The sequence below is a fragment of the Priestia megaterium genome, from assembly GCF_041941685.1.
GTDB classification, from domain to species: domain Bacteria; phylum Bacillota; class Bacilli; order Bacillales; family Bacillaceae_H; genus Priestia; species Priestia megaterium_C.
The window spans coordinates 2,735,357-2,759,745 of sequence record NZ_CP130958.1 but is presented as its reverse complement, the minus strand read 5'-3'; the positions used below and the strand labels follow the sequence as shown (position 1 = coordinate 2,759,745).

The following is a 24,389-nucleotide window of genomic DNA, read 5'->3' as shown; positions in this document are numbered from 1 at the left end:
ACAGACAGCTTAATTTTTGAAACAATCACCAAATTGTAGTATTCTTTCCATGGAAAGAAGATTTACGTAAACGTTAAAAGTGGTATAAAAATTTCACTATTTTTTCATTTATCTGCGCTATGATATAGAGCTATATAGAACCTAAAAAAGAATATGTTCGTTACAGTAAAGGAGTAAATAAAAGTGGCTATTAATCTACAAAAAGGTCAAAAAATTGATTTAACAAAAGGAAGAGAAGGCCTATCTTCTATTACAGTTGGATTAGGATGGGATCCTGTAAAAAAACGCAGCTTTTTTGGTTTCGGAGGAAACGGACCAAGTATCGACTGTGATGCATCTGTTCTTATGCTAAATTCAAACGATAAGCTTGTAAGTAACTCAGCCGTTGTGTATTTTGGAAATCGTCACAGTAACTGCGGGAGCGTTAAGCATTCAGGCGATAACCTTACCGGAGCAGGTGAAGGAGACGATGAACAAATTTTTGTTGATTTAAAAAAGGTTCCTGGAAACGTACATAAACTTGTGTTTGTGGTCAATATCTATCAGTGTGTTGAGCGAAACCAAGATTTCGGTATGATTAAAAATGCGTTTATTCGCGTTGTAGACAGCGCTAAAAACGAAGAGCTTGTCTACTTTAATCTATCTGAAGACCATTCAGGAGCAACCGCTCTATTTGCAGGTGAAATTTACCGAGACGGGAATGAATGGAAGTTTTCAGCAACTGGAGATGCAACGAGAGATACTGGATTGGGAGAAATTGCGAATAAATATACAAAATAAACAACTTGAAAAGAGGGAAACGAAATGGCTATTAATCTTTCAAAAGGACAAAAAGTAGATTTAACAAAAACGAATCCAGGATTAACAAACGTAGTAGTAGGTCTTGGATGGGATGTAAATAAGTATGACGGTGGAAACGATTTTGATTTAGATTCATCTGTCTTTTTATTAAACGGAGCAGGAAAATGTGCTTCAGAATCTGATTTCATTTTTTACAACAATACGACGGGTGCAAACGGAGCGGTTGAGCATACCGGAGATAACCGTACAGGCGTAGGTGAAGGAGACGATGAGCAGGTTCAAGTAGATTTGAAAAATGTGCCTCAATCTATTGAACGTATCGCGTTTACCATTACGATTCATGAAGCGGAAGCACGCGGTCAAAACTTCGGCCAAGTAAGTAATGCTTACGTTCGTATTTTAAATGCAACAAATGACGAAGAGTTAATTCGTTATGATTTAGGTGAAGACTTCTCGATCGAAACAGCCGTTGTGGTAGGAGAGCTGTACCGACACGGTGGAGAATGGAAGTTCAATGCTATTGGCAGCGGTTATCAAGGCGGCTTAGCGGCACTTGTCAACGACTTTGGTTTAAACGCCTAATCATTAAAGTAAGAAAACGTACGGAGGATGTTTTTATGTCAATTTCTTTATCAAAAGGTCAGCGCATTGACCTAACGAAAACCAACCCAGGATTAACAAAAGTAATAGTAGGCCTTGGATGGGATACAAACAAATATGCTGGATCTCAGGATTTCGATTTAGATGCATGTGCATTTTTAGCCAATAAATCAAGTCAGGTTGTAAATGACGAGGAGTTTGTTTTTTACAACAATTTAAAAAGTCCAAATGGAGCTGTGGAGCATACCGGTGACAACCGTACGGGTGCAGGAGATGGAGACGATGAGCAAATAGCCGTTGATTTTTCCCTTCTTCCTGACCACGTTGAAAAAATCGGAATTAACGTCACGATTCACGACGCAGATGCTCGCGGACAAAACTTTGGACAAGTATCCAACGCGTTTGTTCGTCTGATTGATGCTGAAACAAATGAAGAAGTACTGCGATATGATTTAGGCGAAGATTTTTCAATCGAAACAGCTGTCGTTGTATGCGAGCTATACAAGCACGGAAACTACTGGAAGTTTAATGCCATTGGCAGCGGATTTTCCGGTGGCTTGGCCGACCTTTGCCGCAACTACGGATTATCCGTATAAAAAGGCATGGGATAAATGAAAAAGAAAGGGTGCTTTAACGAGTACCCTTTCTTTTTAGCATGTATATGTCTGAAAAGAAAGGAGCTGTAAGGCGTGAGTAAACTAATTGATCCTCATATCATTAATCTTAACGAGCAAAATGGAACTTCTCTTTTTTCTAAAGATGTTTCTCTGCGAGGTGACTTTATACAAAATGAGCAGCAAACTTCCTATAAACAAGTGGCGGGAAGGTATTTAGGCACCCATCTTGATGCGGACGAGTACGCAGCTTTTCTTTATGAACTTGCGCATTCATCATCATCGATCCTTGTCCTGCACGATAAGCTTGATAAGTCCATTTCAAATGATAGATTAAAAGAAGTACAAACGATTCTTAAAATTAATCAAGAAGAACGCGGCCTTTCTGTCAATCGACTGTTTGCTTTTTTAGAAGGAAAAAAGCTGATCGTGAAGTCAGAAAATCCCGCTATACATAGAAGAGTACGTGAAAAATTTATTGAAACGTTAACGTGTTTTAAAGAACAGCATGCAGAGGGCTTTATGGACGGGCATTTTCAACGCGTATTAATCGATTTAATAAAGTGGCAGTGGAATCATGTGAAATCTTGGATGGTCGATCAAGCATTTCCTGAACACGCGCCTCGCATCATGTGGTATGGAGATACAAATAAAAGCGAGCAGTATTTTCTCTATTATTTAATTTTACTAGGTTTTGACGTCCTTACTTTTCATCCGGAAGGAAAAGATAGTTTAAAAGAAGTAGATGAAAATCAGCGCTTAACAACGGTTTATACGTTTCCTTCTACTAGCTCGCTTTTTCCTTTTCCAACGGATAAACCGGTTCGAAAAGGTACGGTAGCATTTAGAGCGTCTCAGGAAATTGAGCAAGTGCTTCATTCAGAGGAGTCCATGCTGTATAAACCGTGGCAATTTCGTTCGTATTTTCCAACTTCAGTTACTCTTAAAACGACGTATGATGAGATTTTTTTATTAATGAGAGAACGGGCGTTTATTCGTCCTAATTTTGAAGTGTCAAAGCCATATGTACACGTGCCGGTCCTGTTTTCAAAAGTACTTGGTATTTCTAAAAACCGAAAAGAGTACTGGAGTAAAGTGCACGAGCTCATGCAAACAGAAAATGAGTTAGCTCTGACTGTTGATTCTGTTCCTTTTGCCAAAAAAATAGAAGGAAATAATCACTTTCACTACCAAGGCGCTCTCGGAAGTGATGGAACGCTCAGTCCTGATAAAATGATTGAAAGCAACTGGTGGCGCTATAAAGAACTGCCTATCGGGCTTCAGCAAGGGCTAGCTGCAGCCATTTCCAGATATTGTGCACATTCAAAGCTCCTTCGGTTGGATCATGAAGATGCGTATCAGCATCAAATGTACTTGTTTAATCAGTCTTTGAAGCTTCCAAACAACGTGCTTCGCATGCTTCAAAAATTTGATTATACGCAGCACGTCCCTCGGGTAATTATTTATCACGGAAATGAACATGAAACGTTTACGCGTGAAGATGCAGCTTTGCTGCTTCTGTTAAATGAATTTGGCGTTGATATTGTTCTTTTTAATCCGACCGGTCAAATAGATATAGAAGCGTTTGTCGAAGAAAAATATTTCGATATACATTGGCTAGAAGATATTAGCTTTAATGAAGAATTCAAAGAGCCGTCGCTTATTCAAAAATGGTTAAAACGAATCTTTTAAAGAAAGAAGGGTTTTTAAATGGCAACAAACGAATTACAACCTTTAGATTTAAACGAAGCCGAAGAAGTTTTAGAAACAAAGCCTAATGAAGTAAAAGCAAAACTGCGAGAAGAGCCGGAAGTACGTCGCTTAGCAGAACAAATTGATTATAAAAATCAGCTGGCTCTACTTGAGTATGGGAAAGAAACAGCCAATGAAATTTCCTCGTTTTCCGGAAAAGTGCTTAGTACAATTAAATCGTCTAGCATGGAAGAGTCAAGTCAATTATTAAAGCAGCTTGGAAAGATTATGGACAAATTTGATGCAAAGGATTTTGTTGAAGATAAAGGGTTTTTCTCTAAGCTTTTTAAACGCGGTCAAAAAATAGTGGATAAGCTGTTTCAAAAATATGAAACAATGGGCTCTGAAATTGATAAAGTATATGTAGAGATTGCAAAATATGAAACTGAAATGAAGCATTCAACCACAACGCTTGAACAGCTTTACGAGCAAAACTATCAGTATTATATGGAGCTTGAAAAATACATTGTAGCGGGCGAAGTGAAAGTAGAAGAGTTAAAACAAGAGCTAAAGGTGCTTGAAGAAAGAGCGTCGAGTGGAAATCAGCTGGCGGCAATGGAGCTTCAAACCTTAAAAAATGCGGTTGAGCTGATGGAGCAGCGATTATATGATTTAGAAATGGCAAAACAAGTATCTTATCAATCCGCTCCTCAAATCCGTATGCTGCAGCGAGGAAATACAAAGCTGATCGGCAAAATCAATTCTGCGTTTATTACAACGATTCCTATTTTTAAAAATGGACTTATTAACGCAATTGCAGCAAAACGTCAAAATTTAGTAGCGGAGTCTATGAACGAATTAGACAAACGCACAAATGAGCTGCTCATTCGAAATGCAGAAAATATTTCACAGCAAAGCGTTAAAATTGCCAAAATGTCGGGTGCGCCCAGCGTAAAAGTAGAAACGATGGAACAAACGTGGAATATTATTATGAAAGGAATGCAGGAAACAAAAGCGATCGAAGAAGAAAACAAACGCCTTCGTGAAGAAGGACTTGTTCGCTTAGAGCAATTTCAAGAAAACTTCAAGGCGCTTGAACATAAGATGTAACGAAAAAGCGGGAATCGTAAAGATTCCCGCTTTTTTGCATATACGTTTGCTAGAAGTCTAAACCATAAGTGATTAGTGAAAAGCGTGAAAGGGTATCAGATATAAAAGAAGTATTATCCAAAATAAGATAGTTATTTCCAGAAGGCGTTTGTACACTTTTATACTTTAAGTTAAAAACTTAAAAAACTTAATTATTTTATTTTTTTTGCTGGTATTTAGTTTTTATTTGCGCTACAATTAGCTCATATTAAAGTAAAAAAGGAGGGTATTTCAATGTATCAAGAACAGCGCATGAGTGCGATTGTTGAATACCTTCACACACACCGTACGATTACGTTAGACGAAATTTGTGATATGTTTACCGTTTCAAAAGATACGGCGAGACGTGATTTAGTCAAGCTTGAAGAAAACGGTGAGGTTATGAGAGTTAAAGGCGGAGCGACGCTATCGTCAAGTCATATCATTGATTACAGTGAGCGAACGCCTACCAAAGCCAAAGAACAAATTGCTAAAGAAGCAGCTTCGTTAATGTCGGAGGGGTATGACGTGCTTTTAGATACGTCTTCTACCATCGCACTGATGGCGAAGTATATGGATGTAAAGCATGTAACCGTTATTACGAATTCCATTGATAATGTGGATTTGCTCGATCAATATACGCCGTGTGATACGTTTTTGCTGCCGGGGAAGTTTAACGGGAAAAATCGTAACGTCACCGGGCCAAGAACGATTTCTACGTTGCAGGAATACAAAGTAGATCAGCTGTTTTTAGGTACGTGCGGCGTTGGTGCAGGTGGTATTACATCTCCAAGTGAAGAAGAAGCATTTTTAAAAAGACAGATGATTCAATGTGCAAGACAAGTTATTATGCTTGCGGATCATACAAAGTTTGAACGTGAATTCTTACACCGAGTATGTGATATGAGCGACATTGATATCCTGATTACAAATAAAGCGCCAGAAGCGGATGTAAAAGAAAAAATAGAACAAAATCAAGTGCGGCTTATCGTAACAGATTTTGATAAAGGAGAGGAAACACAATGAAGAAAATAAAAGTAGGATTAGTAGGATACGGATTTTCAGCAACGGTCTTTCACACGCCGCTTTTAAGCGTGTTAGACGAATTTCATATTTCAAAGGTAATGAGTTCAAATCCTGAAAAAGTAAAGAGTGACTTAGAAGATGTTGAAGTAGTGAGTACTCTATCTGAACTTCTAGAAGATGACAGCATTGACTTAGTTATTATTACAACGCCTAGCGGCATGCACTATGAAATGGTGAAAGACACACTACGCGCAGGCAAGCATGTGATTGTTGAAAAGCCGATGGTCGTATCAGAAAAAGAAGCAAATGAATTAATTCAATTAGCAAAAGAACAAGATGTTCAACTAAGCGTCTATCATAACCGTAGATGGGATAATGATTATTTGACGGTGAAACAGCTGATTGAAGAAGGGAAATTAGGCGACGTTAAAATGTATGAAGCTCATTTTGACCGCTATCGTCCAGCTGTTCGAGACCGCTGGAGAGAAAATGAAGGGCCTGGGTCAGGAGCGCTTTACGATTTAGGATCTCATTTAATTGACCAGGCCTTACACCTTTTTGGAATGCCTGAATTTGTTCAAGCTGATGTGTTTGGTCAGCGAGATCATGCACGTACGGATGATTACTTCCACGTAGTGCTTGGATACGGTTCTCTTCGCGTTATTTTACATTCAAGTGCCATTGTGCCAAGCAACGGGCCGCGCTTTCAAGTTCACGGAACAAAAGCAAGCTATATTAAATACGGCATTGACGGCCAAGAAGATATGCTAAGAGCCGGCAAGAAGCCTGTGGACGATACGTGGGGAGCCGACAGCCCTGAACACTACGGGAAGCTGACAACGGGCGAAGGCGAAACGAAAGAAATTCAAACGCTGCACGGTTCTTATGTGACGTATTATCAAAAAATAGCCGACAGCCTGCTTCGAGGAGAAGAGCTTCCGGTTTCAGCAGAAGAAGCTCGTGACGTAGTTAAAGTTATCGAAGCGGCATTTGAAAGCAGCAAAGAAAAACGAGCTGTCTATTTTAACTAAGGAGCGAGAAACAGTGAGTAATCATTCGGTAGAGAAACTGCTTGAAAAAGTAGTTCAGCAGGAAAAAGAACTAATCTTTCATCAATTTACAAATGACCAGGCTTTACAGATAGGAACGGCCATTATTAATGAAGCAAAAAGTAAGGGGAAAGCCGTTACAGTAAATATTAAACGAAATGGTCAAACACTCTTTCATCATGCGATGGAAGGGACCATTCCCGATCATGAAGAATGGATTAAACGAAAATCAAATACCGTTCTTCGCCACCATCACAGCTCGTACTATATGAAGCTGTACTGTGAGTTAAAAGATCGTTCTTACGCGCAGTTTTATGCAGCAAATCCTCAGGAATTCGAAGCGGTAGGCGGGTCATTTCCAATTTCGGTTAAAAACGTTGGCGTAATTGGAAGCATCACCGTATCAGGCATGTCACAAGAAGAAGATCATGCACTGGTGACCGATACGATTCGTAGCTTTTTGCAATAAAAATAAGCGGACTTCGTTGGAAGTCCGCTTATTTAATTAAAAGATGAGTGGCGATAAGGCGTGTGTTTTTTCTACATAAATAAAAGCATCATATCGTTTTGACAAGCGAGAAGGAACATAATTTCCGTATTGTTCAATCTCTGGGTCATATACAACACCAATGGCGCGGTGGCCTATCGTTGAATGAAAAAATGCTTGATTTTCTTCCGTGAACATGAGGTATTGATCAAAAGCACCTGCTCGGTGGATGGTATCTTCCCAGCTTCCTTCTATAGCTGGAGGAACGGTTAATTCCTGCTGAGGATTCCCCCAGCTATCAGAAGCAGTGACTGTGCCGTGATGAGTCCCGAATCCGACGGCGTAAACATGCTTCTGTCCGTATTCTTCACGGGTAAGCTGACCTACATTCACCATGCCGCTGCTTTTCATGTCCGTTGCTCTTGCATCTCCGATGTGAGTGTTATGCTCCCATACAATTCCTTTAGCGCTATCTTTGTAGTAAGATTGAATATATTTTAAAGCTTCTACCATATGACGATCGCGAATATTCCACGATTCATTGTCGTTGGTAATCATCGTATGATAATAAGCTTCAGCATTGCTTGCTACCAGCGCATTTACCTGCATACTAAGCGCAGCCTCAGGCTCATGAGTATAGGTATCTTTCTTTTGCTGAATGGTTTGTAAAAGCTCCAAGATTTCTACCATGCAGTTTTTTCCGTAAAGTGCAGAAGAAATTCCGTACATCTGTGCTTCGCGATGAAAAGGTTCAAAGCATTCAAAGGCTTTTTTCGCTTTCTTTGCATCAGAAGCGTGGTTGTTTTCTAAGTACTCAATAATAGCTTCCATCGATTCCCACAGGCTGTATACATCTAAGCCGTAAAAACCTACTTTTGGCTGATGTGCTGGCAAGTTGTTGTTATAATCACGAAGCCATTCAATCAATTCTTTTATTTCTTGATTGGCCCACATCCATGAAGGCCATCGGCTAAAAGATTTTAAGACATCTTCGGCATTCGCGTATTGAGTTGTATATCCTTTAATATAGCGATTAACTTCAAAACACGAAGGCCAGTCTCCTTCCACTGCTATAAAGGAAAAATCATGATGCTGAATTAATTCTTTCGTAATAGCTGCTCGAATTTCGTAAAATTCAGATGTGCCGTGAGATGCTTCTCCGAGAAGTACGTATTGAGCGCGGCTTGCTGTGTTAATAAGCGGCAGTAAGTCATCGACATCAGCAAAAGGCATAGAATGTTTTTTAATGGCTTCTATCATTTGAATGGTTTTTAGCATACGACCACCTTATTATTAAGAAATGGATAGCAAGAGCTTGAGACAGCAAGTCTTGCTACCAGTTAACGGGTTTTTATTTTTATGAATTACCTGCTGAAGTGCTTAATAGCAGAATCATTTAAAGAAAAATCTTCTTTAGTAAGCGCCGTTTGATTCTGTGTTTCACATTGTTTAGCAGGATGTTCTTCTTTTTTAGAAACAGCAGAAACTTCTTCGGTATTGTTATATCGATTGTTTATTGACATTGCTTTTCACCTCTTATATCTAGTGTTTGAGGTACAGAAAATAAAATAAGAAGAAATATTAGGAATACCTTGAAAAGAAAAGTATACGCTTTAAATTATTTGAACTCATGCAAGAAATTGTCTACACTAAACACTGATACATAAATCGAGTGAGGAGAACGTGAAGAGTTTATGAAGTTGATTTCGTGGAACGTAAATGGCATTCGCGCGTGTGTGCGAAAAGGATTTTTAGATTATTTTCAAGAAGTGAATGCGGATGTATTTTGTATTCAAGAGACGAAGCTGCAGGAAGGACAAATTGATTTGCAGCTAGAAGGATATTATCAGTACTGGAATTACGCCGTGAAAAAAGGCTATTCTGGCACGGCTGTTTTTACAAAGCAGAAGCCTTTATCCGTTTCATACGGTGTGGATAAAGAATCGGAAGACGAAGGACGTATCATTACGCTCGAGTTTGAACAATGCTATGTAGTAAATGTGTATACGCCAAATTCTAAAAGAGATTTAGCGAGGCTTGAAGAAAGGCTTCAATGGGAAGATGATCTGCTCGTGTACTTGAACAAATTAAATAGCCGTAAAGCAGTGATTTTATGCGGAGACTTAAACGTAGCACACGCAGAGATTGATTTGCGTAATCCAAAGCCAAACCGAGGTAATTCTGGTTTTACCATAGATGAGCGAGGAAAAATGACGACGCTTCTTGCTAGCGGATTTCTTGATACATTCCGCTATTTATACCCCAATCAAGAAGGAGCATATACGTGGTGGTCGTATATGAATAAAGTGCGAGAACGAAATATCGGGTGGCGCATTGATTATTTTATCGTATCAGAGAGAATTAGAGACGTTATTCAAGAAGCTGCTATTCATCCGCATGTAATGGGAAGCGACCACTGTCCTGTGATGCTAGAATTAAATGTACCTCATCTATGATTTCTTTCTATATAATAGAAGAAAAACGGAAAAAAGGTTGGTTCACGCGAACGGTTGCGGTATAGTAAACATAGCAAAAAGTACAGAATGTTCTATGAGATAAAGGGGAGATAGAAGTGAAGCGAGACTCGCTGCAAACCATTGAGCACGAAATTGCGCTGCTTGTTCGTCTAACAACGACGCATAGTCCTAAGCTTGGAAGCTTGGACCGTTCTGAATATTTACTGTTAAGCGAGCTAGATCAGCGCAGTCCGCTCGGGATTAATGCATTAGCTGAAAATTTAAAGCTGAGCTTATCTACAGCTAGCCGGCAAGTATCTGCGCTTGAAACCAAACAGTTTGTTCGCCGCTTTCCGAGTCCAGAAAATGGGCGGATTAGTTTAATTGAAATGACGGATTCAGGAAAAGATATTTTGCAGCATGTACAAAACAAGCGTAAACAAGCCTATGCTGAAGTATTGGAAGACTGGTCGGAAGAAGAGATTTTAGCACTGGAAAAAAGCTTATCCCGCTTGAATCACGATTTTAAAAAATGGCGCAGTAATGGATGTTAAAGCGAATACATATAGATGAACAAAAAGGCTATTGAAAAATAGTCTTTTTAAGTTGAAACAAAGAAGTTGATTTCTTCATTAAAAGATGTATAATATGTAGTGCTGCTATAACTTGCATGATACAACTTGTACAATAAAATATGTAAGGAATTGTTAGTCATATGAAAAGAATTTAATAAAAGGAGGAATAAATATGAGTCAGAATAATCCAGCAGTAGCCTCCGACAAACAAGGTTTAAGCGTACCTAAATACTTAATTATGGCGATTTTAACGCTATTTTCAATTGGCCCTCAGTATTTTTTGAATTTATCTTACACGGTCAATCAAGTATTGATTCAAAATCGATTTGATGCGAGTACACAAAGCTTACTATTGCCATCTATTATTTCTAACTTGGCATTTGGACTCGGAGTACCCATTGGTCCGATGCTCACGAAAAAGTATGGCGTGCGTAAAGCATACTTAACGTTCGTTTTAGTCTTTTTAGCAGGTTCGATTATCAACGTTTTTTCCGAAAACGTTGCGTTTTTATCCCTTGGTCGTCTGATTCAAGGCTTAAGTTCAGGAATGCTGTTTTTAACCATTATTCCAGCTGCGCTGATCTCGTTTCCGAATAAAATCCGAAACTTCTTTTTAGTGTTAGCGATCGGCGGACTGTTCGGTTCAACGGCGATTGGAGCCTTTTTAGGTGCTGTATCTCTTAGCATGGATAATTGGCGCTGGGTTTTTGTTTTAGGAATAATAGCTTCTCTTGTCTGTCTGTTTATTGGGTATAAGGTATTCCCTGCTCATGATCCGAGTCAGCAAGAAGAGCGTCCAGTAGATAAGAAAAGTATCTTTATTCTTAGTCTTATTATGATTTTATTAGTGTATCCACTGTATGAACTAAGATACGAAGGATTTGCTTCTATTCAAGTGTGGCCGTTCTTACTAGCTGCAGCAGGGTTAGTTGTCATTTTTGTCTTAGTTGATTTAGCGGCTGAAAATCCGTTAGTACCATTAAAATCGCTGCTAGCCGTAAAACCAGTTGCGGGTACAATTATGGCAATTGGCGGTCATATGGCATACATCTTAGCAATCGCAGGCATTAATGGCGTGATGCAAAATGTGCAAAATGCATCGTACACCACGCTTTCTTATTTTTATTTGTACTTCTTTATTGGGGTACTGATTTCAGCATTTGCGACGACATTCTTGTATGACAAATTTGGTCCAGGTTACCTTGGAGCGATTGGATCACTTCTCATTGTCATTGTAGGATTTAGCTGGGTGAACGTATCAGCCGATACATCACTAGTGAGCTTGTATGTTCACATTATGCTCTTTGGTATGGGTGTTAGTATGGCACTGGTATCCGGTGCACTAGGAGCGGCATTGGCCGGAGATTTACATCAAGCTTCGATGCGTTCCATTTCACTGCACTCCATTCGAAATTTATTAGGAGCCATTGTAGCACCTGTAATTGGATGGTTTGTTGTTCGACAAAACGCAATTTATTATGAAGATTTTCGAGGTCAAATTAGCTCAGTAGATCCTCAGGTGAAGCTGCAGCTGTCTGAAATGATCAAACGCTATATGGGTATGGGACTGAGCCAAGCGGACGCAAAAACATCGGCTGTGACGGCTGTTGTAGCAAGCGCTAAAAAAGCGTCGATTTTACATGCGTACCACAACTTGTTTTTCATGCTTAGTATTTTAGGCGTAATCATGCTCATTGCTTCACTAAGTAAAGCGTGGAGCGGTCAAAATAGAATTCTTGTTCAAAAAGAAGAGGTGCAAGAAAAAGCTGAGCCGCAAGAAGAAAGAAAAATGCTGCCCGCACCTCAAACAGAAGAAACATCTGTATAATATACTAACTATAGAAAGAAGGAATTCCGATGAGTAAAAGTCGTTTATTGGTTACTAACATTGTTGGAATCATTGTGATTTTATTACTAGTAGGTTTTGGTGGATATTATTTCTACGAAAAAGCAAATTACGTTAAAACCGATGAAGCGCAGGTAGAAGCACCGCTTTCACAAGTTATTGCTTCAGCTAACGGTCAGTTAAGCGAATGGAACGTAAAAGAAGGAGATAGCGTTTCTCAAGGTGACTCTGTTGGAAGCTTAAAAGAAGGCGACAAATCAACAGACGTAACGTCTATGATTGACGGAACAATCATTAAAAACAACGCTTCTCAAAATCAATTAGTAAAAGCTGGCGATGTATTAGCACAAACAGCTGATTTATCTAAAATCTATATCAATGCAAACATTAAAGAAACAGACCTAGGTGATATCGAAGAAGGAGACAGCGTTGATATTACAGTGGACGGAGACTCAGGTAAAGTCTTTAAAGGCCATGTTGAAGCAATCGGCCGCGCAACAAATTCAGTGTCTTCTATGCTTCCGGCTCAAAACACAGGAAACTACACAAAAGTAACGCAAAAAGTACCGGTGAAAATTTCAATTGATGATGCATCAGATAAAGTTCTTCCAGGTATGAACGCAGAAGTGAAAATTTCAATTTAACAGTGAAAAAAAGCCGCTTCCTTCAAGGAAGCGGCTTTTTTTATGCCTAAACAAATAAAATAAAAAATGTGCTAAAAAGGGGATGTATACAAAGGAAATGTGTGGTAAGATACTTCTTGTTTGAAATTGGATATCGGTAAAGAAGGTGATGGGATGACCGCGGTCGAAACAAAAAAAGGGCCAAAAGAAAAGCTGAATTTATTTTTCTTAACGTGGCCGATCTTTTTAGAAGTGTTTCTTTTTATGTTAATGGGGATTGCTGATACCTTTATGCTAAGCGCGCTGTCAGATGATGCCGTATCGGGAGTCGGAGCAGCCAATCAATACCTTCACATTGCGATTTTGGTGTTAGAGGTCATTGGCAACGGGGCGGCAATTGTTGTCTCTCAGTATTTAGGATCAAAACGGTATATGGAAGCGTCAAAGATTTCTGCTTTGGCCGTTACGTTAAATTTAGGAATCGGGCTAGTCATTAGCGCGGGTTTTCTTTTGTTTTCAAGATATATGATGGAAGCCATGAACTTACAAGGTGACGTGCTGATGTATGCACAAAGCTATTTATCCATCGTCGGAGGAGCTATTTTTCTTCAAGCGATTATTAACTCTCTTGCAGCGATTATTCGCGTACACGGCTTTACGAAGCAGGCGATGTTTGTATCACTTGGAATGAACGTTTTTCATATTGCAGGAAACTATGCTTTAATTTTCGGGAAGTTCGGCTTTCCGGAAATGGGCGTGCAGGGAGCAGCAATTTCATCTGCGTTCAGCCGATTTGTGGCGCTGATTGTGTTCTTTTGGCTGCTGTATCAAGTGATGGAATATAAAGTGAAATTTCAATACTACATTACGCTTTCAAAAGAATATATCAGTAAAATTTTAAAAATCGGTATTCCGTCGGCTTTTGAACAGGTGATGTATCAAGGCTGTCAAATTGTCTTTTTATACTATGCAACCTACCTAGGAGCAGAATCACTGGCTGCTAGACAGTACGCGATGAATATTTCGATGTTTATTTACTTATTTGCTATTGCGATTGGAATGGGCACAGCAATCATTGTCGGCCGCTTAGTAGGCGGAAACGAAAAAGATGAAGCGTACCATCGCGTATGGAAAAGCGTCAAGTGGGCCAGTGCCGTAACGATGATGATGGTTGTTCTTGTGATGACATTTAGAACACAGCTGATCAGCGTGTTCACAGACAATCCGCATATCATTGAGCTTGGCGCGACGGTGCTGCTTCTGAGCATTGTGCTTGAAACGGGAAGAACGATGAACATTGTGCTGATTAACTCGCTGCGGGCAGCGGGTGATGCCAAATATCCGGTGTTAATTGGTGCAATGTCGATGGTCATGATGAGCTTGCCGCTGGGTTATTTTTTCGTTTTCCATTTAGACATGGGGCTCGCTGGCATTTGGCTTGCCATTGCAGCCGATGAATGGACGCGCGCAGTTATTATGTTTTTCCGCTGGAAAAGCCGGGCGTGGGAAAACTATGGACTTGTGCAGCACGAACAAACAGCTGAAGAACCAACGCCGGTTCAAGTATAAAACAAAACCTCTGCAGAATGTGCAGAGGTTTTTTGCTGTGTAAAAAAATGAAGTGAAGTTGGTCTTTTTACCCAAAAAGCCTTAATTTATGGGAGAAAACGGGTATGGGTACAAAGGAATGGTTTTATTCTACTTATTCTTTGTTTTAGATAATGGTATATTGTTGGATAACGTATTTAGACATGAGTCTTTTTTCTCTTATTTTTCATTTTTATCTCAATTCATGAAACTAGAAGCATAAAAAAGAGAGTTTTTTCCTATTTAGCTATAATGAGACAAATTTTATACTTATAATTATTGGATTAAACTCGAATTGTGCGAAACAGGAGGAACGATATGGGTTTAGGAAGCGTATTAGACGGACTGCTGGGGGAAGTATCTGGAAGAGTCTCAGATGTAGAAGGAAAGATCTCTAAGCTAAGAACAGCTAAAAGTAAAATTGAGCATGAACAAGCTGTTTCATTAAAAGAAATCGAACACATCAAAAAGCCTGAGCTGGGAGACAAATGGACGGGTACGTTATCGGATGATTTTGACGAAAAACGTACGGCAGCCTACGACAACATAAAAGGCATTTTAGACGGTGATTACGATGGATACATTCGTGAAATTGAAACAAAGATATGGATGCTAGAAGCTGAAAAAGGAGCTTTGAGCGGCTTGAACGCCGCTATTGGAGAAGCGGATTCTCTATTAGCTAGAGGTGAAGAAGCCTACGACGCAGTAGAAAACAAGATTAGTGAAATTAGAAGGGGGCTGTTTTCATGACAATTAAGCTTGATCACGCTGACGTTATCAAAAAGCTTGAAGCAGTCAGCACAGCGATTGGAAATTTATCCATTAGCAAAATGCCCGACCTCGGAAAAAACAGCCTTGATACTACAAAGAAATGGGAAGCGCGCGAAGAAGAAATTCAAACGCTTATTTCTACTTATATAAAAGCGCTAAACAAAAACGTAAAAGATACAAAATCCAATGTAGACTTACTAAAAGAACAAGACGAATCTATTATCCATTCGTAGCAGCAAAGGGGGATGACTGTGGGAAAGGTATACGATGCAAAAGCGCTGTTTGACGTAGCAAAAGACAGGGAAAAAGCCTACGATGAGTTACTCAGCCAGCTGGGTGAACTGAAAAAAGCGCTGCAGGGCGTAGCGGACTTAGAAGGCAGCTTAGAAGGAAAAGGCGCTGACAATATAAAATCTTTTTACAAGCAGCACGCCGATACGGCCGGACAGTGGGAAAACTTAATTAAAATGCAGCAAAGCTATTTTTCAGCGCTTCACGTTAAAGCTGAAAAAGCAAAGCTAGCAGGAAGCACGATTGTAAATGAATCATTTTTAGAAACAGAGTTAAAAAACGCCAACAGCAATGCTAAAGAAATGGTTGCTCAGCAGCACGAAGATCTGCAGAGTATTTTAAACGGCATTGACGATATTGTCTCTATTTCAGCGTTTTCAACGAGTGAGTTTAACGATAAAATAGAAGAAGCAGAGAAAAAACGCACCGATACAATTGAAGCAGTGAACCAGCTTGACGCTGAATGGTCAAAAGAATACAGCGAAATGGACGATTTCTATGCGGTAGTGGATACGCTAGTAAGCGGCTTAGAGCTTGCTACGAGTCAAGGAGGAAGCGTCTATCAGCTTGCCTTTAACGAAAAAGCCTATCACGACAGCGAGCTGTATAAAGTTCAAACAAAGCTAAACGACTATGCAACTTCATATGTTGACTACAACAAACAGCAAGAAGAAGTATACGAGCTGGAAAAAAAGCAAGAAGAAGAAGCAAACAAGCCGTGGTATGAAAAAACGTGGGACGCGGTTTCTACCTTTACAGGAGAGGTCAGCGGATATTATGATTATAAACGAGCAGCAGAAGGCGTGGACCCTGTTACGGGTGAAAAACTTTCTACCTCACAGCGCGTCGCAGCAGGAGCCATGGCAGCAGCCGGCTTCATTCCGGTTGTCGGCTGGGTAGGAAGAGCTGCAAAAGGCGGAAAAGCAATCTACAAAACGGCTAAAGGCCTAAGCGCAGCGGATCACGCCTTAGACGCCTATAAATCCGCCAAATCTTTCAAAGTCCTGGAGCAAACCGAAAAAGGCCTCTACGGTCTTGTGGCTGCAAACGGGCTAGGAGAATATATGACCGGACGCGACATGTTCGGGAATAAAATCAGTGAAGAGCAGCGCCAGGCAAGTCTGGTTCAAGCCTTTGGAGGAGCATTTGGGGCAGCAGTTCTTTCCAAAGGAGCTACCTCAGGAGTTAAAACAACTGCTTCTAAGTCAAATATAGGTCCTGCAGTCAAAACAACTAGTGATGATGTTGTTACCTATAGACGCGTTCAAGGAGGAATTCCACCTAATGCAAGTAGAGTGCGTATTAATGTAGATGAATCAGGAGTAATTAGTGTCCCAAATAAAAAATCAAATTTAAATATTAGCACTGGGAATGCTGATCATGCTCAGTATTTTTTAAAGAAAAGAGGTTCAGAAGCTCACATTGTGGAGTTTGACCTTCCAAAGTGGTTTGACGACTTTTTAGCAGAGAACTCAATCCCCCAAAAAGGGTATAAAACTAATCCTTTAAATCAAGGGAAAACTGCTCCGAAAATTGTTGATCCTAGTACACCAGGTAAATCTTATGAAGTACCCGCACCTTGGATCGAATGGATAGAAGAGTATGCTAAAAATGGGCGAATAGTTAGGAATGAATAGATGGTTTAAAAGTAGGGAGAGGATTTAGAGTGTTAGAACCGATTTATGCTGAAGAAATTATTATAGGAGTCATATTTAAACAGCAATTTCAATGGTATATCACCAATAAAGAGTTATGGTATTTAGACTATAATAAATTGGATCAGGCATTTGAAAATGGAGATGATTTATCAACGGATATTTCATCAGAATCTGAAAGAGAAGGAATAACGGTACTTGATGAAAAAAATGCAGAAGCTTTTTTGAAAAGAGTGGAATCTTTTAAAGTAGACAAGTCATACTTACTGAGTCTTTTTGAAGAGAGGATTTTGAATGATGTTGATGACGATAGATTAGATTTTAGTCCATCTCTCTTAGTGGATTTTGATGACAAGAAATTATACTCTATGTTCCCTGAACCAGCTTCATTTGAAGAGTATGTTCCAAATAATTGGGATGGGTGGTATGAAGATTTTACGAATTTAGTTCCAGAGAAAGAAAAGTACTGGATAAATGATCGTCAAGAAAATTTATTTATCCTTTAAAAAAAGGCGGGACAGATATGAATAAAGATAATACAGTAACAATGTTTAGTGAAGAATTTGAAAATGAAAGTAATGGCAGTAAAGTACAAGGTGTTACTATTATAGTTGACGGTAAATTACAAGAGGTCTTAGATATTATTCAATCAAAAGATAGTCAGTATTCAAATTATACAGAGATTATTCGTGACGCTTTATTTGAAGGTATCAATAATATAACCAAAAAATTAAATAAATAAATATAAATTCTTTGTTCTAAAAAACCTTCAAAATTTTATTAGATTTTGAAGGTTTTATTTTATAAATGTGTTCGTGTTCACAAGTCAAGAAAGCGACAAAACAAAGGTAGATAAGTGGTTGAAGGTTATAAAGCATTTTAAAAGAAAAACTTTCCACCTCACAGCGCGTCGCAGCAGCAGCCGGCTTCATTCCGGTTGTCGGCTGGGTAGGAAGAGCCGCAAAAGGCGGAAAAGCAATCTACAAAACAGCTAAAGGCCTAAGCGCAGCGGATCACGCCTTAGACGCCTACAAATCCGCCAAATCCTTCAAAGTCCTAGAGCAAACCGAAAAAGGCCTCTACGGTCTTGTGGCTGCAAACGGGCTAGGAGAATACATGACCGGACGCGACATGTTCGGAAATAAAATCAGTGAAGAGCAGCGTAAAGCAAGTCTTCTGCAAGCCTTAGGAATTGCTGGAGCTGGGGCGCTTTCTACGAAGGTAGCCGGGAGAACCGCGAAAGCAGGCGCTAATGCCGTGGCAAACGGAGCGAAGAAGCTTAGTGATATGCGGAATGTACTTAGCAAACAAGCGACTCAACGTATTATGCCGCCGCTGCAAAGCGCTCAGAAAGCTTATCGTTCTTCTTCGAATTATATCAAAAAGAAAATTAGTCAAGCCGGAGATATTAAGCTGGCTCCTAAGAAGGTCCGAGTAGTAGAAGAGCCGATCACTGGAACGCGTATGCCAGTGGTAGATGAGTGGATTACTGGAAAAGATGTTGGGCGGATGTTTTCGGTACGAAGTGGTGAAACTGGTGAAACGGCTCGGAGAGTTGAAAGTGAATCGGGAGCACGGTACGGTGATCAAAAAATATCTGATAAACTCTATAGTAGATTAAGAAAAGAAACGCCTACTGATGAGCTTAGAGATATGGTGAATGAAGGGGTTGACTTGCCTATGCCTGACCCTGCGCTACCTGGTCTAGAGATTACCAAGAGATTAGAAGCTGATCACATAGTACCTATGAAGAACATTGCACGTATGGAAGGTTTTGAAAAGTTAACTTATGAGCAGCAAGTAGCTTTGTTAAATTATAGGGATAACTTTATAGGATTAAGTAAAATTGCTAATACTTCTAAAGGGTCAAAAACTTATGAGGAATGGGTAATATATAAAAAAAGAAATATTGAGGTTGATCCAACGTTTAGAAAGAAAATGATGGGAATTGAAAAAGAATTGCAAGTGAAAATACAGGGTTTAATAGATGGATTTTTAAAAGAATAGGGAGTTGACAGGGATAATGCTTCAAGATAAATTAGATTTCTTAAATAAATATACACTAAGTAAGAAACTATCTGTGAGCTTAATAGGACCTAATGAAATTGATAATATCCAAAAGGATTTAATTCCTGATGAATGGAGAGGAATTTTTAAAGAGAAAGATAAATCTATTAGGATAAGTGAAATATTAAATGTATGGAAAAGATATGTAAGTAGTGAAATGAGCAATACCATATCTTTCCTGAATGAATTTTTAATTGATGTTGAATTAATGGCTATTGGTAATCGATACTCTATGTTGTATTCGGTGAAAAATTCAAGAGGGAAAATTTTATATTATGAAGGTCGAAACCCTAAAGAATACTTTAACAACGAACAGCTTCAAGAAGATTGGAGTAAAATCCCGGATAAAATTAGAAGCTTTTATGAAAATGTTCATAATGGATTTTACTATTATCCAAGTAAGTCAATGGGGTTAGAGTCACTAGAAGATGTTACGTATCTAGATGATTATGAATGGGAGATTGTTGATGAAATTGGAGAACATAATTTGAGAATTGATTTCACATCTTCTTATGGATTTTTCAGCAATGGAATGGGAACTTATGTAGTAGTTGACTATAAAAACAGTCTGAATGACAATGCTACTTTGTGGTCTTCAAAAGAAGAACCAGAATATAACTTAAATTTTTGGGATGTAGTGGATGAATGGATGGTTATAGGATTTGAATAAATTAATAGAACGTAGATAAAGAAAGTATAATCTACGTTTTATTTCTAAAACATTATTAAAAACCGATTAGATAAAAGATAAGCTTTTTGATTCTAATGAACAGCTTAGAGAAATTCCTAAAGAAAATAACCAAGAACTAGAGTATTCTTTTACGCTAATGTTTAACCAAACTAGAAAATTCTTTATACAATTTGATTGCACGGATTGGTCTAATGCAAATTAGGGCTTCATAGCGCATGAAAAGATGAGAGAGTATAGATATTTAGATGAAGTACCAATAGATGAAAAAACTAAGAGTTTAATAGAACAATATTTAAAAGAGTATCCCAGTAATCCTATTTAAATAATTATTAAAGTTATAAGTAAACACACTGTATTTTGTGAAAATCAGTGTGTTTTTATATTATACAGCAACTAAGACTTTAATTTAAGCCTTTCTCACTGGTGTAAAACTCTTCAAATCTCACCTTACTGTAGCAGCCGCCTTGATAAGGAATAAGGAAGAGCTGCAAACGGGCTAGGAGAATACATGACCGGACGCGACATGTTCGGGAACAAGATCAGTGAAGAGTAGCGTAAAGCAAGCCTTAGGAATTGCTGGAGCTGGGGCGCTTTCTACGAAGGTAGCGGGGAAAATGGTGCAAAGCCTTGCGACCAAAGGAAGCGAAAAGCTCAACAACATGCGCAACACGCTTCGCACAAGCGCCGTTGCCAACGTCACAAAACAAGCCTACCAAAGCGTCAAAAACGCACCGGCCTCTTGGACGCAGTCGCTACATAAAACGTATAACAACATCCTAGACAGCAGCATGCCAAGCCTCGGGCCAGAACTAGCACCAGCAGGTCCAGCACTTGCCCAGCAGACGGTGAGGGAGACCTTGCAGAATGTGAAGCAGCAGACGATGCAGATGGTAACGAAGGTGAAATATGATCCAGTTCATAACCGCTATCGCGGAGCTGGCGGAAGATTTATGTCCAAGCGTCATGTGGAGAAGCTGGGTGATTCGGTTAAGGTAGAGACGGTTCGGAGAGTTGATAAGCCTGTAAAAGTAGAGCGTGTGAGTGAACGGGAATTTCAAAAAGGTACGGCTAATAAAATAGCTAATGTTGCAGAAGGTATTATTAGAGATGGAAGTCATATGACTACGGAAGGTGCTTTAAAACCAAATGTTAAGTATAAAACAGGAGAATATGAGTATCTATATGAGACAGACAACGCGGGAAGACTCAAAGAGTTTGACGCAGGAGACTTAAGATTAACAGAGAGAGATAGTTAGATTACCACATAAATCAAACACGCCAGGAAAAGAAACAGGTGACCATGCTGGACATTTAGCTGGTGATAGATTTGGGGGCTCGCCAGATCTAGATAACCTCGTATCGCAATCAAGTGATGTGAATTTGAGTAAATACAAGAAGTTAGAGAATAAATGGGCTAAAGCAATAGAAAAAGGAAAACATGTTTCAGTTAACGTTAAAATAAATTACGAGGGTAATAATGTAAGGCCAAGTAGCTTTGATATAGAATATGAAATACAGGGACGTATGAGTTTTACAAGGATAGAAAATTAGAGGTGGTTATATGAAGGTATTTGAAGATTATTTTTCAGAGTTACAAACAGACATGGTGGCTATTTGTTTAGAGTATGTCGAAAATAAAGCAGATGAAATTTATATCTATTGTTCACATGAGTCTAAAATGTATGTTTTTGACTTTTTCTTTAGAATTAATGGAAAGCTAGTCCATAAACATCAACTAAATGAGGCTACAGTCAAATTAGATGGTCAAGACAATCTAGTTTATGACGTTTCAAGAGAAAGACAGAAGGCGGCTTTGAAAATTGGTAATGATGACTTGAAACTTATTCATAAGAAATGTGAAGAATTCGATAGGGATATGCCGACCGAAATGAAACTTTTTTATGATGTCAAGAAAAATAGTTTAAAAGCAAACTATAGATATGACTTAATTTATACAAATGATGACGAACTATTGCCAGATGATATTTTTGATTGTTGGTTCGAAGAAGTAAAAGAAAGTCATTTATAAATTAGACCTTGATTGGCTAAAGCCTTTCAAGGTTTTTTACTTTAATCAATATTGAATCTTCCAAATCCTTCAAAGTCTTGGAGCAAACCGAAAAAGGCATCTACGATATTGTCATCATAAATGGCTTGGAAGAATACATAACCAGACGCGATGTGTTGAGGAACAACATTAGTGCAGGTAAAATAGATAACAATTGTTCTAATGGAATTTGGTTTATACGGAGAAAGATAAAGGTTGGGCAAATGCTTTGAAGGAAGCTTTTCTAAAAAAGTATCGGTAAAAAGATGTTCCTGTTAAAAAGGGCATTCGATACGCCCTATTAAATTTAGAATAGAGTATCAAATTGAAGGTGAAGAACTAGAGATCGTAACAGTTGAAAACCATTCAGGAGGATAAATTCTATGCAAATGGAAAGCCAGTTACAGGAATTATATCAAGAAATAGCAGAAACAGTTAATAATATGATTCCCGAAGAATGGGAAAGGTTTTATTTTTATGCACAGATTGATGAATCTGGGGGCGAGTTTACTTTTTTTATAAATCAATTAGAGATCATAGCTACACATATAGTCTAGATATACCGAAACAATTTAACATATCGGAACTAGAATTTAATAATGAAGAAGATAAGCTTTTTGATCTTAGTGAACAGCTTAGAGAAGTTTTTAAAGAAAATAATCAAGAACTATGGTATTCTTTTACACTAATGTTGGATCAAACAGGCAAGTTCTCTATATCATTTGATTATACAGATTGGTTGAATACAGATTACGGATTTGTAGCACAGAAAAAGATTTGGAAGTACAAATATTTAAATGAAGTACCAATAGATGAAAAAACCAAAAATTTAATAGAACAATATTTAAAAGAGTATCCACATAATCCTATTTAAATTATTAGATGAATTATGGAAGGGGTTTCAGGGAACTAATGGTAATTTTCCTGATGCTGTGAACTGATGAAGAAGCCGTATGAACAAAAATATCTTAGGAGGTTTCTATGGATAATAAGGAAAAAGCAGTAAAAACCTATGATTTTATTAAGAACGGTGATACAGAACAAGCAAAAGAGATTCTGATTACAGATAAAGGGCTGCTTGAGTTTATAACTCCTTTTGGAACGTGGCTACATGTGGCCGCTAGAGCTGGTAGCCTTGATATGATAAAGTTCCTAGTTGAATACGGGATGGATATTAACACAAATGAAGGTGTACCAAAGTCAGCCCCAATTGCACATGCAGCGAGTGAAGGTGAATTTAGTATAGTTCAGTACTTATATGATAGCGGTGCAATATTAGATGTAAGCGATCCGAGTAGAAATCCGTTATTCTCAGCGATTTATGGTGGTCATCTTGATATTGTAAAATACCTTGTTCAGAGTGGTATTGATATTAATGTAAAGTATACGGGGGATACGATGAAAGATATGGGTGCCTATGAATTTGCGATTGAACGAGGACAAATAGAAATTGCTGAATATTTAAAGCGAAAGCTGAATAAAAAAGTACAAAAGAGAGTGCTTAAAGATTAATTAAATCGTATATAACAGGTCATAAAGCTAATAAAAGCAAGGAGGTCCATCTCATGCTAGAACCTATATATGCTGAAAACGTAATTGTTGGAGTGGTACATAAAAAGCAGTTTCAATGGTATGTGACCGATCGAGAGCTATGGTATTTGAATTATGTGAAGTTTGCACAAGCTTTTGAAAATGAAGGTGATTCAGCAGTTGATGAATATATTGAACCTGAACGAAAAGGAATCGAGGTTCTTAGCAGTGAAAATGCTGAGCTTTTTTTAAAACGTATAGAGTCGTATAAAGCAGATTCGTCAACTCTTTTAAAGTTGTTTGAAGATAAAATAGAAAGCGTAGATGAAGAAGATGTATTAGACTTTAGCCCTTCGTTTTTGGTGGACTTTGATCAAAAGACGTTCTACTCACTGTTTCCTGAGCCGGCTTCATTTGAAGAATATATTCCAAGGGATAGGAAAGGAACGTATGAAGACTTTACAGCTTTGGTTCCGGAAATAGAAAAGTATTGGGTGAATAAGGACGGAGAAAGTTTATTTGAGGTGTGAAGACAAAAAGAAGCGTTGGTTTTAGAAAAAGTGAAAAACGAACCATTAATCAACATGTTTGATTAGTGGTTCGTTTTTTTTGATGGTGAACGTAGGTTTTATCTATTTAATTCCTTCTAGCAGTTGATTGGAGGACAAGACGAAGACTCCTGCAGGAAAAGCGGGATAGATGAGACCCCGCAGGAGCGCAAGCGACGAGGAGGCTCAGCGCCCGCCCGCGGAAAGCGAAGTCTTGCACGGAAATCAACTGCCGTGTCACAAGCGGTTCAGATCATGTATCCCATTTGTTCGTCTTTAAATTGAATTCATTTCGTTATGTTTCA

The 24,389-nt window shown here is 38.7% G+C and carries 29 protein-coding genes and 1 pseudogene; 28 read left to right on the top strand and 2 right to left on the bottom strand.

The annotated features are described in order from the left end of the window. The first annotated feature begins 183 nt into the window (after positions 1-183). The 8 genes from Q5794_RS14310 (at position 184) to Q5794_RS14275 (ending at position 7,379) form a co-directional block, all read left to right on the top strand. The gene (locus tag Q5794_RS14310; RefSeq protein ID WP_034651381.1) at positions 184-780 is read left to right on the top strand and encodes a TerD family protein; all 597 of its coding nucleotides are present in this window, start codon (positions 184-186) and stop codon (positions 778-780) included. A 24-nt stretch (positions 781-804) separates the two neighbouring features. Continuing rightward, the gene (locus Q5794_RS14305; protein WP_013057396.1) at positions 805-1,383 is read left to right on the top strand and encodes a TerD family protein; all 579 of its coding nucleotides are present in this window, start codon (positions 805-807) and stop codon (positions 1,381-1,383) included. 35 nt (positions 1,384-1,418) lie between these two features. Beyond that, a complete protein-coding gene (locus Q5794_RS14300; protein WP_374988079.1) occupies positions 1,419-1,997 on the top strand; it encodes a TerD family protein in 579 nt (192 codons plus the stop codon). Between the two features lie 93 nt (positions 1,998-2,090). Beyond that, positions 2,091-3,707 carry a YceG family protein gene (locus Q5794_RS14295; RefSeq protein WP_374988078.1) on the top strand — a complete coding sequence of 539 codons (1,617 nt, stop codon included), beginning with the start codon at positions 2,091-2,093 and terminating at the stop codon, positions 3,705-3,707. 18 nt (positions 3,708-3,725) lie between these two features. After that, complete coding sequence (locus tag Q5794_RS14290; protein ID WP_215054675.1) at positions 3,726-4,817, top strand: toxic anion resistance protein; 1,092 nt, start codon at positions 3,726-3,728, stop codon at positions 4,815-4,817. A gap of 273 nt (positions 4,818-5,090) precedes the next feature. Continuing rightward, the gene (locus Q5794_RS14285) at positions 5,091-5,861 is read left to right on the top strand and encodes a DeoR/GlpR family DNA-binding transcription regulator (protein WP_214986559.1); all 771 of its coding nucleotides are present in this window, start codon (positions 5,091-5,093) and stop codon (positions 5,859-5,861) included. Beyond that, entirely contained in the window at positions 5,858-6,892 is a 1,035-nt protein-coding gene (locus Q5794_RS14280; RefSeq protein WP_214986557.1) for an oxidoreductase, read from the top strand. Before Q5794_RS14285 ends, Q5794_RS14280 begins: the two co-directional genes overlap by 4 nt. A gap of 13 nt (positions 6,893-6,905) precedes the next feature. Beyond that, a complete protein-coding gene (locus Q5794_RS14275; protein ID WP_374988077.1) occupies positions 6,906-7,379 on the top strand; it encodes a heme-degrading domain-containing protein in 474 nt (157 codons plus the stop codon). Positions 7,380-7,415: 36 nt separating this feature from the next. On the opposite strand, the gene Q5794_RS14270 is transcribed toward Q5794_RS14275, so the two are convergent. Further along, complete coding sequence (locus Q5794_RS14270) at positions 7,416-8,675, bottom strand: erythromycin esterase family protein (protein WP_116071763.1); 1,260 nt, start codon at positions 8,673-8,675, stop codon at positions 7,416-7,418. 86 nt (positions 8,676-8,761) lie between these two features. Then, positions 8,762-8,920, bottom strand: a complete 159-nt coding sequence (locus Q5794_RS14265; RefSeq protein ID WP_192885521.1) for a hypothetical protein — start codon at positions 8,918-8,920, stop codon at positions 8,762-8,764. A 171-nt stretch (positions 8,921-9,091) separates the two neighbouring features. Between Q5794_RS14265 and Q5794_RS14260 the strand changes: the two genes are divergently transcribed. The 20 genes and pseudogenes from Q5794_RS14260 to Q5794_RS14165 all read left to right on the top strand — a co-directional run bounded on the left by Q5794_RS14260 (position 9,092) and on the right by Q5794_RS14165 (position 24,369). After that, entirely contained in the window at positions 9,092-9,853 is a 762-nt protein-coding gene (locus Q5794_RS14260) for an exodeoxyribonuclease III (protein WP_374988076.1), read from the top strand. A 116-nt stretch (positions 9,854-9,969) separates the two neighbouring features. Further along, positions 9,970-10,407 (top strand): MarR family winged helix-turn-helix transcriptional regulator, encoded by a 438-nt coding sequence (locus tag Q5794_RS14255; protein WP_057236015.1) that lies wholly within the window; start codon positions 9,970-9,972, stop codon positions 10,405-10,407. A 193-nt stretch (positions 10,408-10,600) separates the two neighbouring features. After that, on the top strand, positions 10,601-12,256 hold the full coding sequence (locus Q5794_RS14250) for an MFS transporter (protein ID WP_374988075.1): 1,656 nt from the start codon (positions 10,601-10,603) through the stop codon (positions 12,254-12,256). A 29-nt stretch (positions 12,257-12,285) separates the two neighbouring features. After that, positions 12,286-12,918, top strand: coding sequence for an HlyD family secretion protein (locus Q5794_RS14245; protein WP_057236023.1), 633 nt, complete (start codon positions 12,286-12,288; stop codon positions 12,916-12,918). 153 nt (positions 12,919-13,071) lie between these two features. Next, positions 13,072-14,466 (top strand): MATE family efflux transporter, encoded by a 1,395-nt coding sequence (locus Q5794_RS14240; protein WP_214986549.1) that lies wholly within the window; start codon positions 13,072-13,074, stop codon positions 14,464-14,466. Positions 14,467-14,802: 336 nt separating this feature from the next. Beyond that, entirely contained in the window at positions 14,803-15,234 is a 432-nt protein-coding gene (locus Q5794_RS14235; protein WP_214986547.1) for a DUF5082 family protein, read from the top strand. Continuing rightward, on the top strand, positions 15,231-15,488 hold the full coding sequence (locus tag Q5794_RS14230) for a YwqI/YxiC family protein (protein ID WP_057236031.1): 258 nt from the start codon (positions 15,231-15,233) through the stop codon (positions 15,486-15,488). The genes Q5794_RS14235 and Q5794_RS14230 overlap by 4 nt, the downstream gene beginning before the upstream one ends. An 18-nt stretch (positions 15,489-15,506) precedes the next feature. Next, the gene (locus tag Q5794_RS14225) at positions 15,507-17,183 is read left to right on the top strand and encodes a ribonuclease YeeF family protein (RefSeq protein ID WP_374988074.1); all 1,677 of its coding nucleotides are present in this window, start codon (positions 15,507-15,509) and stop codon (positions 17,181-17,183) included. A gap of 29 nt (positions 17,184-17,212) precedes the next feature. Beyond that, complete coding sequence (locus Q5794_RS14220; RefSeq protein ID WP_214986543.1) at positions 17,213-17,707, top strand: hypothetical protein; 495 nt, start codon at positions 17,213-17,215, stop codon at positions 17,705-17,707. A gap of 17 nt (positions 17,708-17,724) precedes the next feature. Then, positions 17,725-17,943, top strand: a complete 219-nt coding sequence (locus Q5794_RS14215; RefSeq protein ID WP_214986541.1) for a hypothetical protein — start codon at positions 17,725-17,727, stop codon at positions 17,941-17,943. 374 nt (positions 17,944-18,317) lie between these two features. Further along, positions 18,318-19,208 carry a hypothetical protein gene (locus tag Q5794_RS14210; RefSeq protein ID WP_374988073.1) on the top strand — a complete coding sequence of 297 codons (891 nt, stop codon included), beginning with the start codon at positions 18,318-18,320 and terminating at the stop codon, positions 19,206-19,208. Positions 19,209-19,224: 16 nt separating this feature from the next. Continuing rightward, on the top strand, positions 19,225-19,938 hold the full coding sequence (locus Q5794_RS14205) for an SMI1/KNR4 family protein (protein ID WP_176536128.1): 714 nt from the start codon (positions 19,225-19,227) through the stop codon (positions 19,936-19,938). Between the two features lie 70 nt (positions 19,939-20,008). Continuing rightward, entirely contained in the window at positions 20,009-20,161 is a 153-nt protein-coding gene (locus Q5794_RS14200; RefSeq protein ID WP_137738957.1) for an immunity protein YezG family protein, read from the top strand. Between the two features lie 340 nt (positions 20,162-20,501). After that, entirely contained in the window at positions 20,502-21,215 is a 714-nt protein-coding gene (locus Q5794_RS14195) for a hypothetical protein (RefSeq protein WP_374988072.1), read from the top strand. Then, a complete protein-coding gene (locus Q5794_RS14190) occupies positions 21,208-21,510 on the top strand; it encodes a DNA/RNA non-specific endonuclease (protein WP_374989219.1) in 303 nt (100 codons plus the stop codon). The genes Q5794_RS14195 and Q5794_RS14190 overlap by 8 nt, the downstream gene beginning before the upstream one ends. A 10-nt stretch (positions 21,511-21,520) precedes the next feature. Then, entirely contained in the window at positions 21,521-21,988 is a 468-nt protein-coding gene (locus Q5794_RS14185) for a DUF600 domain-containing protein (RefSeq protein ID WP_214986539.1), read from the top strand. Between the two features lie 401 nt (positions 21,989-22,389). Further along, positions 22,390-22,880: pseudogene (locus tag Q5794_RS14180) on the top strand (antitoxin YezG family protein). A 107-nt stretch (positions 22,881-22,987) separates the two neighbouring features. Then, the gene (locus tag Q5794_RS14175) at positions 22,988-23,518 is read left to right on the top strand and encodes an ankyrin repeat domain-containing protein (protein WP_374988071.1); all 531 of its coding nucleotides are present in this window, start codon (positions 22,988-22,990) and stop codon (positions 23,516-23,518) included. Between the two features lie 53 nt (positions 23,519-23,571). After that, positions 23,572-24,066: a hypothetical protein gene (locus tag Q5794_RS14170; RefSeq protein ID WP_251444088.1), complete on the top strand. Its 495-nt coding sequence runs from the start codon at positions 23,572-23,574 to the stop codon at positions 24,064-24,066. A gap of 123 nt (positions 24,067-24,189) precedes the next feature. Continuing rightward, entirely contained in the window at positions 24,190-24,369 is a 180-nt protein-coding gene (locus Q5794_RS14165) for a hypothetical protein (protein WP_214986536.1), read from the top strand. The last annotated feature ends 20 nt before the right edge of the window (positions 24,370-24,389 follow it).

Excerpts from the sequence above, each read along its gene's own strand:
- Q5794_RS14305 (WP_013057396.1), top strand. The coding sequence starts at position 805 with ATGGCTATTAATCTTTCAAAAGGACAAAAAGTAGATTTAACAAAAACG.
- Q5794_RS14300 (WP_374988079.1), top strand. The coding sequence starts at position 1,419 with ATGTCAATTTCTTTATCAAAAGGTCAGCGCATTGACCTAACGAAAACC.
- Q5794_RS14290 (WP_215054675.1), top strand. The coding sequence starts at position 3,726 with ATGGCAACAAACGAATTACAACCTTTAGATTTAAACGAAGCCGAAGAA.
- Q5794_RS14285 (WP_214986559.1), top strand. The coding sequence starts at position 5,091 with ATGTATCAAGAACAGCGCATGAGTGCGATTGTTGAATACCTTCACACA.
- Q5794_RS14280 (WP_214986557.1), top strand. The coding sequence starts at position 5,858 with ATGAAGAAAATAAAAGTAGGATTAGTAGGATACGGATTTTCAGCAACG.
- Q5794_RS14270 (WP_116071763.1), bottom strand. The coding sequence starts at position 8,675 with ATGCTAAAAACCATTCAAATGATAGAAGCCATTAAAAAACATTCTATG.
- Q5794_RS14265 (WP_192885521.1), bottom strand. The coding sequence starts at position 8,920 with ATGTCAATAAACAATCGATATAACAATACCGAAGAAGTTTCTGCTGTT.
- Q5794_RS14260 (WP_374988076.1), top strand. The coding sequence starts at position 9,092 with ATGAAGTTGATTTCGTGGAACGTAAATGGCATTCGCGCGTGTGTGCGA.
- Q5794_RS14250 (WP_374988075.1), top strand. The coding sequence starts at position 10,601 with ATGAGTCAGAATAATCCAGCAGTAGCCTCCGACAAACAAGGTTTAAGC.
- Q5794_RS14245 (WP_057236023.1), top strand. The coding sequence starts at position 12,286 with ATGAGTAAAAGTCGTTTATTGGTTACTAACATTGTTGGAATCATTGTG.
- Q5794_RS14240 (WP_214986549.1), top strand. The coding sequence starts at position 13,072 with ATGACCGCGGTCGAAACAAAAAAAGGGCCAAAAGAAAAGCTGAATTTA.
- Q5794_RS14235 (WP_214986547.1), top strand. The coding sequence starts at position 14,803 with ATGGGTTTAGGAAGCGTATTAGACGGACTGCTGGGGGAAGTATCTGGA.
- Q5794_RS14230 (WP_057236031.1), top strand. The coding sequence starts at position 15,231 with ATGACAATTAAGCTTGATCACGCTGACGTTATCAAAAAGCTTGAAGCA.
- Q5794_RS14215 (WP_214986541.1), top strand. The coding sequence starts at position 17,725 with ATGAATAAAGATAATACAGTAACAATGTTTAGTGAAGAATTTGAAAAT.
- Q5794_RS14210 (WP_374988073.1), top strand. The coding sequence starts at position 18,318 with ATGACCGGACGCGACATGTTCGGAAATAAAATCAGTGAAGAGCAGCGT.
- Q5794_RS14205 (WP_176536128.1), top strand. The coding sequence starts at position 19,225 with ATGCTTCAAGATAAATTAGATTTCTTAAATAAATATACACTAAGTAAG.
- Q5794_RS14185 (WP_214986539.1), top strand. The coding sequence starts at position 21,521 with ATGAAGGTATTTGAAGATTATTTTTCAGAGTTACAAACAGACATGGTG.
- Q5794_RS14175 (WP_374988071.1), top strand. The coding sequence starts at position 22,988 with ATGGATAATAAGGAAAAAGCAGTAAAAACCTATGATTTTATTAAGAAC.
- Q5794_RS14170 (WP_251444088.1), top strand. The coding sequence starts at position 23,572 with ATGCTAGAACCTATATATGCTGAAAACGTAATTGTTGGAGTGGTACAT.